This window comes from Kosakonia sp. MUSA4 (genome assembly GCF_013085925.1).
Classification (GTDB): domain Bacteria; phylum Pseudomonadota; class Gammaproteobacteria; order Enterobacterales; family Enterobacteriaceae; genus Kosakonia; species Kosakonia sacchari_B.
On record NZ_CP025697.1, the window covers coordinates 1,268,014 to 1,280,773 of the forward strand.

14 protein-coding genes are annotated in these 12,760 nt (G+C 50.6%); 10 read left to right on the plus strand and 4 right to left on the minus strand.

Going from position 1 to position 12,760, the window contains the following annotated elements:
- The first annotated feature begins 52 nt into the window (after positions 1-52).
- From C0557_RS06025 to arsC, 9 genes are all read left to right on the plus strand, one after another.
- Positions 53-1,663, plus strand: coding sequence for a methyl-accepting chemotaxis protein (locus C0557_RS06025; protein WP_208657842.1), 1,611 nt, complete (start codon positions 53-55; stop codon positions 1,661-1,663).
- A 651-nt stretch (positions 1,664-2,314) separates the two neighbouring features.
- Positions 2,315-2,707: a winged helix-turn-helix domain-containing protein gene (locus C0557_RS06030; RefSeq protein WP_208657843.1), complete on the plus strand. Its 393-nt coding sequence runs from the start codon at positions 2,315-2,317 to the stop codon at positions 2,705-2,707.
- Between the two features lie 90 nt (positions 2,708-2,797).
- A complete protein-coding gene (locus C0557_RS06035; RefSeq protein WP_208657844.1) occupies positions 2,798-3,250 on the plus strand; it encodes a hypothetical protein in 453 nt (150 codons plus the stop codon).
- A gap of 235 nt (positions 3,251-3,485) precedes the next feature.
- On the plus strand, positions 3,486-3,818 hold the full coding sequence (locus tag C0557_RS06040) for a helix-turn-helix domain-containing protein (protein ID WP_007373714.1): 333 nt from the start codon (positions 3,486-3,488) through the stop codon (positions 3,816-3,818).
- 156 nt (positions 3,819-3,974) lie between these two features.
- Complete coding sequence (locus C0557_RS06045; RefSeq protein ID WP_074776781.1) at positions 3,975-4,667, plus strand: heavy metal response regulator transcription factor; 693 nt, start codon at positions 3,975-3,977, stop codon at positions 4,665-4,667.
- A gap of 11 nt (positions 4,668-4,678) precedes the next feature.
- Complete coding sequence (locus tag C0557_RS06050; RefSeq protein ID WP_208662807.1) at positions 4,679-6,085, plus strand: heavy metal sensor histidine kinase; 1,407 nt, start codon at positions 4,679-4,681, stop codon at positions 6,083-6,085.
- A gap of 177 nt (positions 6,086-6,262) precedes the next feature.
- A complete protein-coding gene (locus C0557_RS06055) occupies positions 6,263-6,583 on the plus strand; it encodes a metalloregulator ArsR/SmtB family transcription factor (RefSeq protein WP_208657845.1) in 321 nt (106 codons plus the stop codon).
- A gap of 43 nt (positions 6,584-6,626) precedes the next feature.
- Positions 6,627-7,916, plus strand: a complete 1,290-nt coding sequence (locus tag C0557_RS06060) for an arsenic transporter (RefSeq protein ID WP_208657846.1) — start codon at positions 6,627-6,629, stop codon at positions 7,914-7,916.
- Between the two features lie 12 nt (positions 7,917-7,928).
- Entirely contained in the window at positions 7,929-8,354 is a 426-nt protein-coding gene (gene arsC / locus C0557_RS06065) for a glutaredoxin-dependent arsenate reductase (RefSeq protein ID WP_208657847.1), read from the plus strand.
- Positions 8,355-8,428: 74 nt separating this feature from the next.
- Here arsC and C0557_RS06070 read toward each other — a convergent pair whose 3' ends face one another.
- The 4 genes from C0557_RS06070 to C0557_RS06090 all read right to left on the minus strand — a co-directional run bounded on the left by C0557_RS06070 (position 8,429) and on the right by C0557_RS06090 (position 11,440).
- A complete protein-coding gene (locus C0557_RS06070) occupies positions 8,429-8,683 on the minus strand; it encodes a DUF1471 domain-containing protein (RefSeq protein ID WP_074776785.1) in 255 nt (84 codons plus the stop codon).
- Between the two features lie 209 nt (positions 8,684-8,892).
- Positions 8,893-10,020 carry a porin OmpC gene (gene ompC / locus C0557_RS06075; RefSeq protein WP_208657848.1) on the minus strand — a complete coding sequence of 376 codons (1,128 nt, stop codon included), beginning with the start codon at positions 10,018-10,020 and terminating at the stop codon, positions 8,893-8,895.
- A 705-nt stretch (positions 10,021-10,725) separates the two neighbouring features.
- Positions 10,726-11,082 (minus strand): helix-turn-helix domain-containing protein, encoded by a 357-nt coding sequence (locus tag C0557_RS06085; RefSeq protein ID WP_208657850.1) that lies wholly within the window; start codon positions 11,080-11,082, stop codon positions 10,726-10,728.
- A 103-nt stretch (positions 11,083-11,185) separates the two neighbouring features.
- Positions 11,186-11,440: a YdgH/BhsA/McbA-like domain containing protein gene (locus tag C0557_RS06090; RefSeq protein ID WP_074776789.1), complete on the minus strand. Its 255-nt coding sequence runs from the start codon at positions 11,438-11,440 to the stop codon at positions 11,186-11,188.
- Positions 11,441-11,712: 272 nt separating this feature from the next.
- Between C0557_RS06090 and C0557_RS06095 the strand changes: the two genes are divergently transcribed.
- Positions 11,713-12,606, plus strand: coding sequence for a LysR family transcriptional regulator (locus C0557_RS06095; protein ID WP_208657851.1), 894 nt, complete (start codon positions 11,713-11,715; stop codon positions 12,604-12,606).
- Positions 12,607-12,760 lie beyond the last annotated feature (154 nt).

The window sequence follows — 12,760 nt, forward strand, 5'->3', positions numbered from 1 at the left end:
TCGCACCCATTACACAGCTTGCGGAATTCGTTGAAACACTACGAGGGACACTATGCGAGTCATCAAACCCTTCTCTCTTGGTGCGCTTTTAGGCACCGGTTTTGCCGCCATTATTGTGATCAGTTTTCTGGTGGCGATTTTTGGACGGACACAATTACTCAGCACCAGCAAACACATCGAATATTACGAGAAATATCATCTGACTAACCTGCTGGCGATGCAGGAGCTAAAGGACACATTAAATAACGCCACCAAAGCGACCTTTATTATGGTGTTCCAGGATGACGCCGATAAACAGGAGGCCGAAGAGAAGGTCACCGAAGCGGCAATCCAGCGTATCGACACGCTGGTCAAACAGTTACAGCAGAATATTCAGGACAGCGATATCCAGCAGATGTTGGATCGTTTTAAACAGACGCAGGCGCAATACGTCGCGGTTGTGCGCCAGACGGTGAGCATGGCGAAAAATGGCCAGATGCTCGACTCCCAGTCGATGGCGGTGGATAAACTGCAACCGGTTCAGGCACAACTGTTTAATGAAATCACCTTGATGATCCAGCGCCAGCAGTCCAGCACGACCACGGCAGCGGCGGAGAGCACCGGCGGTGCGCGCGCATCCGGCGATCTGCTGCTGATACTGGCGGCAGCGGCCACGCTGCTTGGCGTGTTGATCGCCTGGTTTGCCACGCGGCTTATCAAGCGGCAACTGGGCGGTGAACCGGCTTATGCGCTGCGTGTGGTACACGATATCGCCGAGGGCAATCTGGCAATGCCGGTGACGCTGGCGGCTGGCGATCGTCACAGCCTGCTGGCCGGGATGGAGGCGATGCGTCAAAGCCTCAACCGCATTGTGGCGCAGGTTCGTGAGAGCAGCGAATCAATCTCGGCAGGCGCCAGCGGCGTGGCGGCGGGCAGTATGGATCTCAGCCAGCGCACGGAACAGCAGGCGGCCAGCCTGCAACAGACGGCGGCATCAATGGAGCAAATCGGCCAGACCATTCGCCAGAATGCTGACACGGTACGCGTCACCAACCAGCAGGCCACCGCCGCCAGCGACATTGCCGCCAAAGGCGGAGAAGCGATCGACAACATTGTGCGCACCATGGACGAGATCAGCCAGAGTGCGCGCAAAATCGGCGAGATCATTGCTGTTATCGACGGCATCACTTTCCAGACCAATATTCTGGCGCTTAATGCGGCGGTAGAAGCAGCGCGTGCCGGTGAGCACGGGCGCGGTTTTGCCGTGGTCGCCGGGGAGGTGCGTTCACTGGCGCAGCGCTCCGCCACGGCGGCGAAAGAGATCAAAGGGCTGATTCAGGCCAGTATTGATTGTGTGGATAACGGCGCTACGCTTGTCAACAATGCCGGTTCCACCATCGGCGAGCTGGTTAAGCAGTCGCACCATGTCGCGGAAATGATTAACGAAATCGGCATGACCACCCAGGAGCAGGAGCTGGGCGTTGCGCAGGTGAACGATGCGATTGCCCAACTCGATCAGGTGACGCAGCAGAATGCTGCGCTGGTGGGCGCCTCCAGTTCGGCGGTCGATCATTTGCGCGATCAATCCCGGAATCTGGTCGCGCTGATGAGCGTTTTCCGCACTGAACACGCCCGGCGGGAAAATTCGCCGCAGCTTGCCTCCGGTGTGCTGGTGAATACCTGACGGTTCTGAACAAACGCGATGCCAACCAGACAACGGCGTCGCAGAACGAGGGACAAGGATGTCCCGATAGCGATCTCCTTCCTCATTGATTTAATCCGCGACGGGCAGCACGCGTATAGCTTAATCATTAAGCCATCGTGAATGGGCGGATTATATCGCCAGCGGCAGTCAATCCTGTGGTTTCAGCAAGTGCGAGCGACCAAAGGAAATTAGCTGGATATCGTCATTTTTTTCGCAATAGATTCGATGAATGTGTTATTTATTCCGGAAAAATTCTGGAAATTGATGTTTTTATTTTATAAAAATATGGGTTAATACTTTTATTTTAATAAGGCAAAGGGGCTGGATGTTAGTGGTGCGTAATTTCTGGTTGTTTTTTATCCTTGAGATCGGTTTTTTGTTTGGTTAAATCTTCCTGCTAAAGTGGATTGTTTTTAGTTATTGCCACTGAAGCTTTGTTATTGTCTTAATGAAATAAACATGCTTTTATCTTGCGGCAGTTAACCAGGGATTACTGCTATGTGAATATTAATAGTGTTCACATGCAAGAAATAAATGTTATTTATTATGCGAATAACATACGGCGCGTTGTTTTTATTTTGACGATAAAGTCGTGCGATGGACACATCTGTGTAAGCGCTAAGGAGGGGTATGCCAGACAAGGAAAATAGAGCGCTTTCAGTCATGGGCTTCCTTATCGAAAAGAGAGTGATTTATGACTGTAGAACAAAAAGACTCATCTGCCTTTATGGTACGGCGAAACCTGGTTCTCTGAGAAAAACCCAGTCGTACTTGCTGGAATATCTATTGAATCATGGGGTTAATAACGTTGTTTCTGATGACATGCTGATGGTTGATGTCTGGGAACGAAACGGCCTTCGCGCGTCAGCTCAGCGGGTTTGGCAGGTGATAAATGATCTCAAATATAACGTGAGTAAATCAGGTGTCAGTGATGAGTTTATCCTGAGGGTTTCCCGGAAAGGATATTTTATTAGATCAAGCAGCGTGCAAACTTTATTTTATCATGCAGAAAATGAATGCTGATTTTCGTTGGATAAAAATAACGTTACGGTTGAGTGGTAATACATTGGTTGTTTTTAGTTGATGTTAATAATGTCAGGTTTGAGGTTATCGATGAAAAAATTTTTATTGTCCGTTGCTGTCTCTGTAGCGATTACGATGCCTGGATTCGTTCACGCTGAGGAAACGGCGACGGTAAATCAGGTGGCGCGACCGGAAGTGGCTGAAAGGGTCAAGGCTTATGAAGGGGCTGAAGGCGTCATTGTATGGACACTGCGTTATGGTAAACCGGAAGAGAAAAAATTAATTGTGCAGGTGACTGATATTGATCATCCATGGAATAAAAAAATACATTTAATGAATGTGGATGATGTGGGGGCAAAAAAATATATTTACACACAGGTTGATGGGGAAAAATTTACCGTCTTGTTTTTTAATAGTCATGGGTGGGGTGAGCTTAACCTGCCGGGAGAAAATAAAGCGATACCAATATATTACAGCAAAGCATACTCCTCCGAAGGAAATGCCCAGGCTTTTCTGACTGATTATCTTGAATCGGATAAATAAAAAAGCAGTATCTGCTCTCTCGCGACCAAATCCTACGCGTTACGACGAAGAGGCAAGATTGAGCCAACCACAGTTGCTGGCATAAGTTAGCGACTGTGGCGGCGTTGCTAAGGATATCTGGCGTAAAAACTACCCGGCAGGCGTAACAAAACTGACAGGATTATCATTTTCGCGTCACTTTTGAGTCAGTATGGCTGCGTTAAGGTGAACGCTCCTTAAGAAGGAGGCTTTCACGATGGGTATGCAACAGATGGTGGTACATGAGATCCAGCAGTGGATCGATGAAAACCTCGACCGTCCGCTCAGAATTCGCGATGTTGCCACGCGGGCCGGTTATTCAAAATGGCATTTACAGCGTCTTTTTCAGGAAGTGATGCAGGTGCCGTTGGGGATTTATATCCGCAATAAGAAGCTGGAAAGTGCCGCTGAAGCGTTGCTGACAACGGAAGATTCGATCATCACTATTTCCACGCGTTATGGTTATGACTCACAGCAAACTTTCACCCGCACCTTTGCCCGTAAATACCATATGCCGCCGGGCGTATGGCGTCGGTACCATCAAAGCTAGCGCAGAATTGATGCCACGATATGCGGTTAATCATCAGGTTGCATTTTGTCGCTAAAACGGTGAAAAAATGTCAGCTAAATGTCAGCCCAACAGCGGTAACATTGCGGCTATGAATATGTTTGCGGCAGGTGCCGGAACGTTGAAGGAGTCGCCCCTTTGAAGCTGTTACTCATCGAAGACGAGGAAAAGACCTCGTCATATATTAACCGTGCGCTGAGCGAACAGGGTTTCACTCTCGATGTCGTTGATAATGGCGTCGAAGGGCTGCACCTGGCGCTGGAGTACGAGTACGACGCGATTGTGCTGGATATCATGTTGCCCGGTATGGACGGTTACCAGATTCTGGAGCGGCTGCGCGCCTGTAAACAGACGCCGGTGCTGATGCTCTCGGCGCGCGGCTCGGTTGAAGAGCGGGTAAAAGGGCTGCGCCACGGCGCGGATGATTATCTGCCAAAACCCTTTTCGCTGATCGAGCTGGTGGCGCGCATTCAGGCGCTGCTGCGCCGCAGACCTGGCGACGGCGCGGACATCACCCAGTTGCATATCCACGATCTGCACCTCGATCTGCTGGCGCGGCGCGTAACGCGAGGCGGCGACCGTCTGGAGCTAACGGCGAAAGAGTACGCGCTGCTGAGCCTGCTGGCGCGTCACCAGGGCGAAATCTTGTCGAAAATGATGATCGCCGAACAGGTCTGGGACATGAATTTTGACAGCGATGCCAACGTGGTCGAAGTGGCGATTAAACGCCTGCGCGCCAAAGTTGATAATCCCTATCCCGTTAAGCTGCTGCACACGGTGCGTGGTATGGGGTATGTACTGGAAACCCGCGTGGAGAGTAAAGCCAGTTGAACGCGCTCTCTCTGTGTAAACACTCGATTGCCGGACGCATGGCGCTGATGTTCGCCGTGGCGTATGTGTTTGTCGTCGTCACTTTTGGCGTTGTGCTCAGAAGCTCGTTGTATGAGTCGCTGCAAAGCCAGATGCATAACGAATTATTATTCCGTGAATCGCTGATGGCACCGTGGGTGGAAAACCGGCAATCCATCGACGGCTGGAAATCCCTGTCCACCAAATTTAGCACGCTCTCTTCCTATGAGGGCGGGCGCGTGAAGTACTGGCTGGTGGCCGATGATCCCCGCTTTGATATGGGCGGCCCGCCGCCGAAAGGCGTTGAGTGGGCTTCGCTGAAAGAGGGGTTCAGCACCGCGCCCGGCGAAACGGAAGCCTCCTGTCTGCTGTTCCTCTACTCCCGTGAAATCCCGGCGAGCGGCGAACGCCCGGCGATGCGCTACGTGGTGGCGATCGATTCCACGCCTTATATGGGCACGCTGTATGAATTTACCTGCGCGCTGGTGCTGGTCAGCTGTATCGGCGTCTTCCTGATTGCGCTGCTGGGTTATCTGATCGCCCGTTTCGGTATGCGGCCGGTGAATACATTGAGCGAGCAGGCGCACCAGCTTGCGCCGGGTAATCATGGTCAGCGTCTGCAGGCGCACACCTTGCCGGACGAACTGCAAACGCTGGCCGTCTCGTTTAATGGCGCGCTGGAGCGCCAGGAGATCGCCTGGCGCCAACTGGAGAGCTTTAATGCCGATGTGGCGCACGAACTGCGCACCCCGCTGACCAACCTGATTGGCCAGACGCAGCTTGGCTTGTCGCGTCAACGCTCCATAGAAGAGTTACAGGATCTGCTGGAGTCTAACCTCGAAGAGCTGGAGCGCATGACCTCCATCGTCAACGATATGCTGTTTTTATCCCATGCCCAGGCGGGCGAACACGCCACGCAGCTCACCACGGTTTCTCTGCGCGAAGAGGCTTACAAAACGTTTGAGTATGTCGAGCCATCGTTTGCCGAGAAGAATCTCCAGGTGCAGGTCGAGGGGGATGTGACGGCATCCATTGACCGCCGTCTGTTCCACCGTTCGCTGGCCAATTTGCTGGAAAACAGCGCCCGCCATGCGCCGCAGGACAGCACAATCATTGTGCGGCTGCAAAACGTCGGTGAACTGGCGCACGTCGCGGTGTCGAATAACGGCGAGGAGATCGCGCAAAGCCACCTTGCGCGGCTGTTTGAGCGTTTCTATCGTGTGGATGCCTCCCGCACCCGCAGCGATACGCACCACGGTCTGGGGCTGTCGATTGTCCGCGCGGTGGCAAATATGCATCAGGGCGATGTGTTTGCCACCAGCGCAAACGGGATCAATACCTTCGGCTTTACTCTGGCGCTAAAGCGCGAGGCAGCCAGCCGCGAGGCGGAAAAGCGCTAAGGGCAAATACCTTATGCTGAAGCGGCGGGGAAGATTCCGCCGTATTCTGCGCGACGCATGTTTCGCATAAGCGAAACGCTTCATTCTTCTACGCCAGACGCTTTACCTCACGTGTCGCTTTAAATCATTACATATGTGATTTATCATATATGTAAATAGACACCTTTGGGGCTCAGCATGCTACATCCGGTTCAGCTTTTCAAAACGCTCTCCGATGAAACCCGCCTGTCAATTGTGATGCTGCTCCGCGAAGCCGGAGAACTCTGCGTCTGCAATCTCTGTGCGGCGACAGGAGAATCTCAGCCCAAAATTTCCCGCCATATGGCGATCCTGCGCGGATACAACCTGGTTATCGACCGGCGAGAGGGGAAATGGGTTCATTATCGCCTCTCCCCGCATATTCCGGCCTGGGCCGCTGGCGTCATCGATACCAGCTGGAACTGTCTGCGCGAAGAGACACGCGAAAGGCTAAAAGTCGCAGCGTCCGGCATGTGTTGAAGTTTCAAACATATTCATAAATTCAGATGTGATGGAGTAAGCGATGTTACTGGCAGGGGCAATTTTTTTGCTCACTCTGGTGCTGGTTATCTGGCAGCCGAAGGGGTTGAGTATTGGCTGGAGCGCGGTGATTGGCGCCGGGCTGGCAATGGTCTGCGGGGTGATTCACCTCAGTGATATCCCGGTGGTATGGAATATTGTCTGGAATGCGACGGCTACCTTTATTGCTGTCATTATTATCAGCCTGTTGCTGGATGAATCCGGCTTTTTCGAATGGGCGGCGCTGCATGTTGCTCGCTGGGGAAACGGGCGCGGTCGGCTTCTGTTCACTTATATTGTCTTGCTTGGTGCTGCGGTGGCAGCATTGTTCGCCAATGATGGCGCGGCGCTGATCCTGACGCCGATTGTTATTGCCATGCTGCTGGCGCTGGGGTTCAGCAAACGTGCCACGCTGGCCTTTGTGATGGCGGCCGGGTTCATTGCGGATACGGCAAGCCTGCCGCTGATTGTCTCGAATCTGGTCAACATCGTCTCGGCCGATTTCTTCCGGCTCGGATTCAGGGAATATGCCTCGGTGATGGTGCCGGTGGATATCGCGGCGATTATCGCGACGCTAATCATGCTCCATCTCTTCTTTCGCCGGGATATCTCGTCGGTGTATGACATGGAAAAACTGCGAGAACCGGCGCTGGCGATTAAAGATCGTGCAACATTCCGCGCCGGTTGGGTTGTTCTGCTGCTGCTTCTGGTCGGTTTTTTTGTGCTGGAGCCGCTGGGCATTCCGGTCAGCGCCATTGCGGCAGTTGGTGCGCTGATTCTGTTGGCGGTGGCGAAAAAAGGCCACGCCATCAATACCGGGAAAGTGCTGCGCGGCGCACCGTGGCAAATCGTGATTTTTTCGTTAGGGATGTACCTCGTTGTCTATGGCTTGCGCAACGCCGGATTAACCGCGTATCTCACCGACATTCTGAATATGCTGGCCGGGAAAGGATTATGGGCGACCACGCTGGGAACGGGGTTCATTACAGCGTTCCTCTCTTCGGTGATGAATAATATGCCGACCGTGCTGGTGGGCGCGCTGGCCATTGATGGCAGTACGGCAACCGGCGTAATGAAAGAAGCGATGGTTTATGCCAACGTGATTGGCTGCGATCTTGGGCCCAAAATCACGCCAATTGGTAGCCTGGCGACGCTGCTGTGGCTGCATGTGCTTGCACAAAAAAATATACGCGTAAGCTGGGGCTACTACTTCCGTACCGGTATGGTCATGACGCTGCCGGTACTGTTTGTCACGCTGGTAGCGCTGGCGCTGCGCCTCTCTATTCATCCGTAACGGGACACAGCTATGAGCAACATCACTATTTATCACAACCCGGAGTGCGGCACGTCACGCAATACTCTGGCGATGATCCGTAACAGCGGCGAAGAGCCGACCGTTATTCTCTATCTTGAAACGCCGCCATCGCGTGATGAACTAAATACACTGATTGCGGATATGGGTATTTCGGTGCGGGCGCTGCTACGTAAAAACGTCGCACCTTACGAACAACTGGGGCTGGCGCAGGAGACATTCACCGATCCGCAGTTGATCGATTTTATGCTGCAGTATCCGATCCTGATTAATCGCCCGATCGTGGTGACGCCATTGGGGACGCGGCTGTGTCGTCCTTCGGAAGTGGTGCTGGATATTCTGCCCGGTCAGCAAAAAGGGGCATTCACGAAAGAAGATGGCGAGCAGGTTGTGGATGCCGCAGGCAAGCGAATCGTATAACGGCTTTTCAGGATGCGAAAAGAGAAGGGGGGCACGGCTGGCCCCCCTTTTTCGCCGGATATCCGGCCTGCGGCTTATTTATACAGCGTCGCAACGCCATAATATTTATCATCGCCACCGGCGGAAACGATTTTAAAGCTGCTGGCACCGTCTTGCGTTGCTTTCTGCTTCAGCTGGTGTTGCAGGTCGCTTAAGGTATCGGCACCGGACACCGAGACGCTGCCAATCGGCTGCATTCCGGCTGCGGAGGTCACTTCCGTTGCTGCCCAGGTTGCCGTTGAGAAAATAACCAGAGTCGTTGCGAAAAGCGCTGCTGTAACCTTTTTCATCTTAACCACCTCATATTTTACAGAAGTAAAAAATCGTCCTTACAGCGGCTATTTTACGCAGCGAGGCTGACAAGATTCTGACCTGAAAATTACGAACTTGTCAGATAACAAAACTCAACAATTCTTTTAATAAAAAGAGGTTACGCACAAGGAAGAATACAAAATCAGCGGGGAAAAGAAGAGGCGGCGAGCGCCGCCTCTGTACAGAATCAGAACTGATAAACCATACCTACAGCGACAACGTCATCGGTATTAACGCCAGCCGCTTCGGTGAATTTATCGTCATCGATCAGGTTAATTTTATAATCGACGAACATATTGAAGTTTTTGTTGAAATAGTAAGTTGCACCCAGGTCAACATATTTTTCGATATCTTCATCACCGTAGCTAACACCGCTGGTATTGCTGCCGATTTTTTTGCCTTTCAGCGCGTTATACGCAACGAACGGCTGTAAGCCAAAGTCGAACTGATAGCTGGCATAGGCTTCAAAAATCTGCGATTCGTTCGCATAACCGAAGGTCTGCGTATCGCTGGATGAGCTACCGAAGCGTGAAGCGTTATAAGCCTGAGTAAACATGGCTGACAGATAAATACTGTTGGCGTCATATTTGATTGCGCCGGAATAGGCTTCAGCACGTTTACCGCTGCCATAAATATTGGCCGTATCATTCTGCGCATTAGTACGATCGGCAGAACTCATCGCACCGACAACGCTTACGCCTGCGCCAATGTTATATTCCAGCGACATACCGTAGCCGTCGCCATTCTGGCGCAGCACATTACGTCCGGCGCCAGATTCGCCCGCGCCGTCATTTTTACCCTGATATTGCAGGGAGAAATTCAGACCATCCACCAGGCCGAAGAAATCAGTGTTGCGGTAAGTCAGCATGCCGTTACCACGGCTGAACATAAACTGATCGGAACCGTAGGTCATGCCATCGAATTCAGGCTGCATATCGGTATAACCCAGTGAGTCATACAAAACGCCTTTATTACGGCCGTAATCCAGTGAGCCATAATTGGCGAATTTTAAACCAGCAAAACCATAACGCGTACGCGGTGTATTGGTGTCGCCTTCGGATTTATTGGCATCGATATGCATCTGCCACTGGCCGTAACCCGTGAGTTGGTCGTTGATTTGTGTTTCACCACGGAAGCCAAGACGCATATAAGTCTGGTCACCATCCCAGCCGCTATTATCAGAAAAATAATGTTCTGCTGAAATCAAACCATATAAGTCTAACTTATTACCGTCTTTATTATAGATTTCCGCAGCCTGTACAGAAGAGCACAGCACCGCAGCAGAGACTAAAAGACTCAGTTGAGAAATTTTCATATAAATAAACCCTTAGAAATTGCCACTGTTTTTTAATAGCAACAAGAATCCGCCGCCATTTATGAAAATGGTTCATGGTTAATTCAGGTTGTACCCCACTGTTTATCATCGGGGATCCGTTTCTGTAAATATGTAAATTGTTTTTAGCACAGATTGATAAATATTTACGTTGATCCGGTTGAACTATTTTTTATCGCACATATCGATAATATTTTTGCGCCGTAGGTGGGGTAAGTTAACAGCGTTTTATTAACCTCATTGCATTTTTTTAGTTGTCTATTGCTTATTTTTTAATATCCCCGGGGTATTCCCCGGGAGCTTTATTGGCAATATGTGATTTTAAATTTGCAGGGTTAATCAGGTGGCTATATTTGCTAGCCGCTAATAGCGGATATTTTATTTTCAAATATCCGCCGCTGCTGCATGGCTAAATATAGTTAATATGAGTAAGTAATTAAAATAGCAGCAAATAAAAAAGGCCGGAAATTCCGGCCGTTGGCTTGAAATGATTCATCGTCCTCATCGATGTTTCGCGTGGCGCCAGTTTTCGCCACCGCGTTCGATACGAGCGACATCTTGCAACCGCGCCGGTGAGCCGTCGCCGATGCGATGGTGCCTGCAAGCATCACAATAATCGCCAGCATCCTGGCAGGATGATGAAAAATTCGATATCCAGGCATTCTCAAAAGCAAAGGGCAGGCAGAATCAAATTGGCGCGTGGGTGGTTTCTGTCTTGCCGTTTAAACGCCGAAAGCGGGAGGGCGGTAAACTGTATTTTTTTGCAAAACTACGGGTGAACGACTGCTGCGAGTCGAAGCCATATTTCCACGAAATGGTGAGTATGCTTTCGTCACTCTGGATTAAATCGCGCGCCGCCATTTCCAGTTTTCTGTCGCGAATATAATTCGCCAGGTTGGTATTTTTTACCTGATAGAAAACGCGTTGCAGATGCCACTTTGAATAACCGGAACGCTGCGCCACATCTTCTATTTTCAACGGCTTATGAATATTGTTGTCAATCCAGATGAGCAATTCATCAATGATATGTTCGAGTTTGACCACTGAAGCATCCTTTTTAGTAACCTTGATTTTTTGTCAATTACAATCCCGGTTGATTAAAATGCCAGACGTCTTCGGTGAATGAGCGGAGGGGATTGTCGTGCCGTTATTTATAGATTTCGGCATCACCGTGCAGTTTATTATTGCCGGTTGTCGCTAATACCCGAAAAGCGCTCGCACCCTGCCGATCGGCTTTTTCAGCAAGCTGATTCACCAGTTCATCCAGCGTCAGCGCATTGCTGACGGAGACCACGCCAATTCTTTGTTTGCCGCTACTGTCGCTAATTTGTTCGGCGGAAAAGGCCTGTTGTGTCGTGCCTAAAATAAATAGGGCAGCCGTGATAAAAGTAAAATTTTGCATAAAAACCTCGTCAGTTTTGTGGGGGGTATTACTGCCATAACGATCGTGATATTACCGTCTGGATGAGCACTGATTAAGAGGTGATTATTACTTGAGGTTATGAAGTAAATTCATTAAAGGTATTTTCAAAAGGTGTCTATAACATGAAAACAAGTGATCTTCTTCGCAATTAGAGCCATTTTGCCGCACGATTCGTGAATTATGAACATATATTTAATAGCAGGCAGAGTGTAGCATAACCCGTCATGACATAATCTGACAAAGGGGCAGAAATGCTAAAAGATAATTTTAACGATCTGTTCTATTTAATTGTAGTAGCGCGGGAGCGGAGTTTTACCCGCGCGGCAGCAAAATTGGGTGTATCGCAATCGGCGCTCAGCCATGCTATTCGCGGGCTGGAAGAAAGACTGCAAATTCGCTTATTAACGCGTACTACCCGCAGCGTTGCGCCAACCGAAGCGGGTGAGTTATTAATTAATAGTATTGGCCCGCGTTTTAAAGAGATTGAGGAAGAACTGATTGCGCTGACTGATATGCGCGATCGTATGGCGGGGAATATTCGTATCACACTTGGCGAACACGCTTTGCATTCCACCGTGTGGCCTGTGCTGCAGCCGTTTCTCGAAACCTACCCCGACGTGCATGTTGAATTAACCATTGATAATACCCTGACCGATATTGTCGCTGAACGTTATGATGCCGGTATCCGCCTTGGCGAGCAGGTCGCCAGAGATATGGTCGCGGTGCGTATTGGCCCCGACTGGCGCATGGTTGTGGTGGGTTCTCCAGCTTATTTTGCGCGTTACGGTAAACCGCAAACACCGCATGATTTACAAAGCCACAACTGTATTAATCTGCGCTTGCCGACGCTCGGCGGATTATATGCATGGGAATTTTCTAAAGACGGGCAGGAGATCCGCGTGCGGGTCGAAGGGCAATTAACCTTCAATAATCTCGCTTCGCGTATTAATGCGGCAACCAGCGGAATGGGGCTGGCGTTCGTCCCGGAAGATTGCGTAACCGATGCGGTGGCGCAGGGAACGCTTGAGACAGTGCTCGATGAATGGTGCGAACCTTTTCCCGGCTACTTTCTCTACTATCCGAGCCGCAAACAGCATACCGCCGCCTTTGCGCGTTTAATTGACACGCTGCGCTACTCGGCGTGAATCAGTTCGATGGCGCAGCACCGTCGGGCCTGCGGTTTACCGCATCGCCCTATCACTCTGAAAGATGCGGGTGGTGAGAAAAAATATAAACCGGTTATTCATGCAATTATGCAGCATGTGTTTATGAGTGATATTCATAAATAAAAGCAGTGGC

Bases quoted from the DNA above. Each gene is read 5' to 3' on its own strand.
- C0557_RS06090 (WP_074776789.1), bottom strand. From the start codon at position 11,440: ATGCAAAATTTTACTTTTATCACGGCTGCCCTATTTATTTTAGGCACG.
- C0557_RS06070 (WP_074776785.1), bottom strand. From the start codon at position 8,683: ATGAAAAAGGTTACAGCAGCGCTTTTCGCAACGACTCTGGTTATTTTC.
- C0557_RS06060 (WP_208657846.1), top strand. From the start codon at position 6,627: ATGTTACTGGCAGGGGCAATTTTTTTGCTCACTCTGGTGCTGGTTATC.
- arsC (WP_208657847.1), top strand. From the start codon at position 7,929: ATGAGCAACATCACTATTTATCACAACCCGGAGTGCGGCACGTCACGC.
- C0557_RS06095 (WP_208657851.1), top strand. From the start codon at position 11,713: ATGCTAAAAGATAATTTTAACGATCTGTTCTATTTAATTGTAGTAGCG.
- C0557_RS06035 (WP_208657844.1), top strand. From the start codon at position 2,798: ATGAAAAAATTTTTATTGTCCGTTGCTGTCTCTGTAGCGATTACGATG.
- C0557_RS06040 (WP_007373714.1), top strand. From the start codon at position 3,486: ATGGGTATGCAACAGATGGTGGTACATGAGATCCAGCAGTGGATCGAT.
- C0557_RS06025 (WP_208657842.1), top strand. From the start codon at position 53: ATGCGAGTCATCAAACCCTTCTCTCTTGGTGCGCTTTTAGGCACCGGT.
- C0557_RS06030 (WP_208657843.1), top strand. From the start codon at position 2,315: ATGCCAGACAAGGAAAATAGAGCGCTTTCAGTCATGGGCTTCCTTATC.
- ompC (WP_208657848.1), bottom strand. From the start codon at position 10,020: ATGAAAATTTCTCAACTGAGTCTTTTAGTCTCTGCTGCGGTGCTGTGC.
- C0557_RS06055 (WP_208657845.1), top strand. From the start codon at position 6,263: ATGCTACATCCGGTTCAGCTTTTCAAAACGCTCTCCGATGAAACCCGC.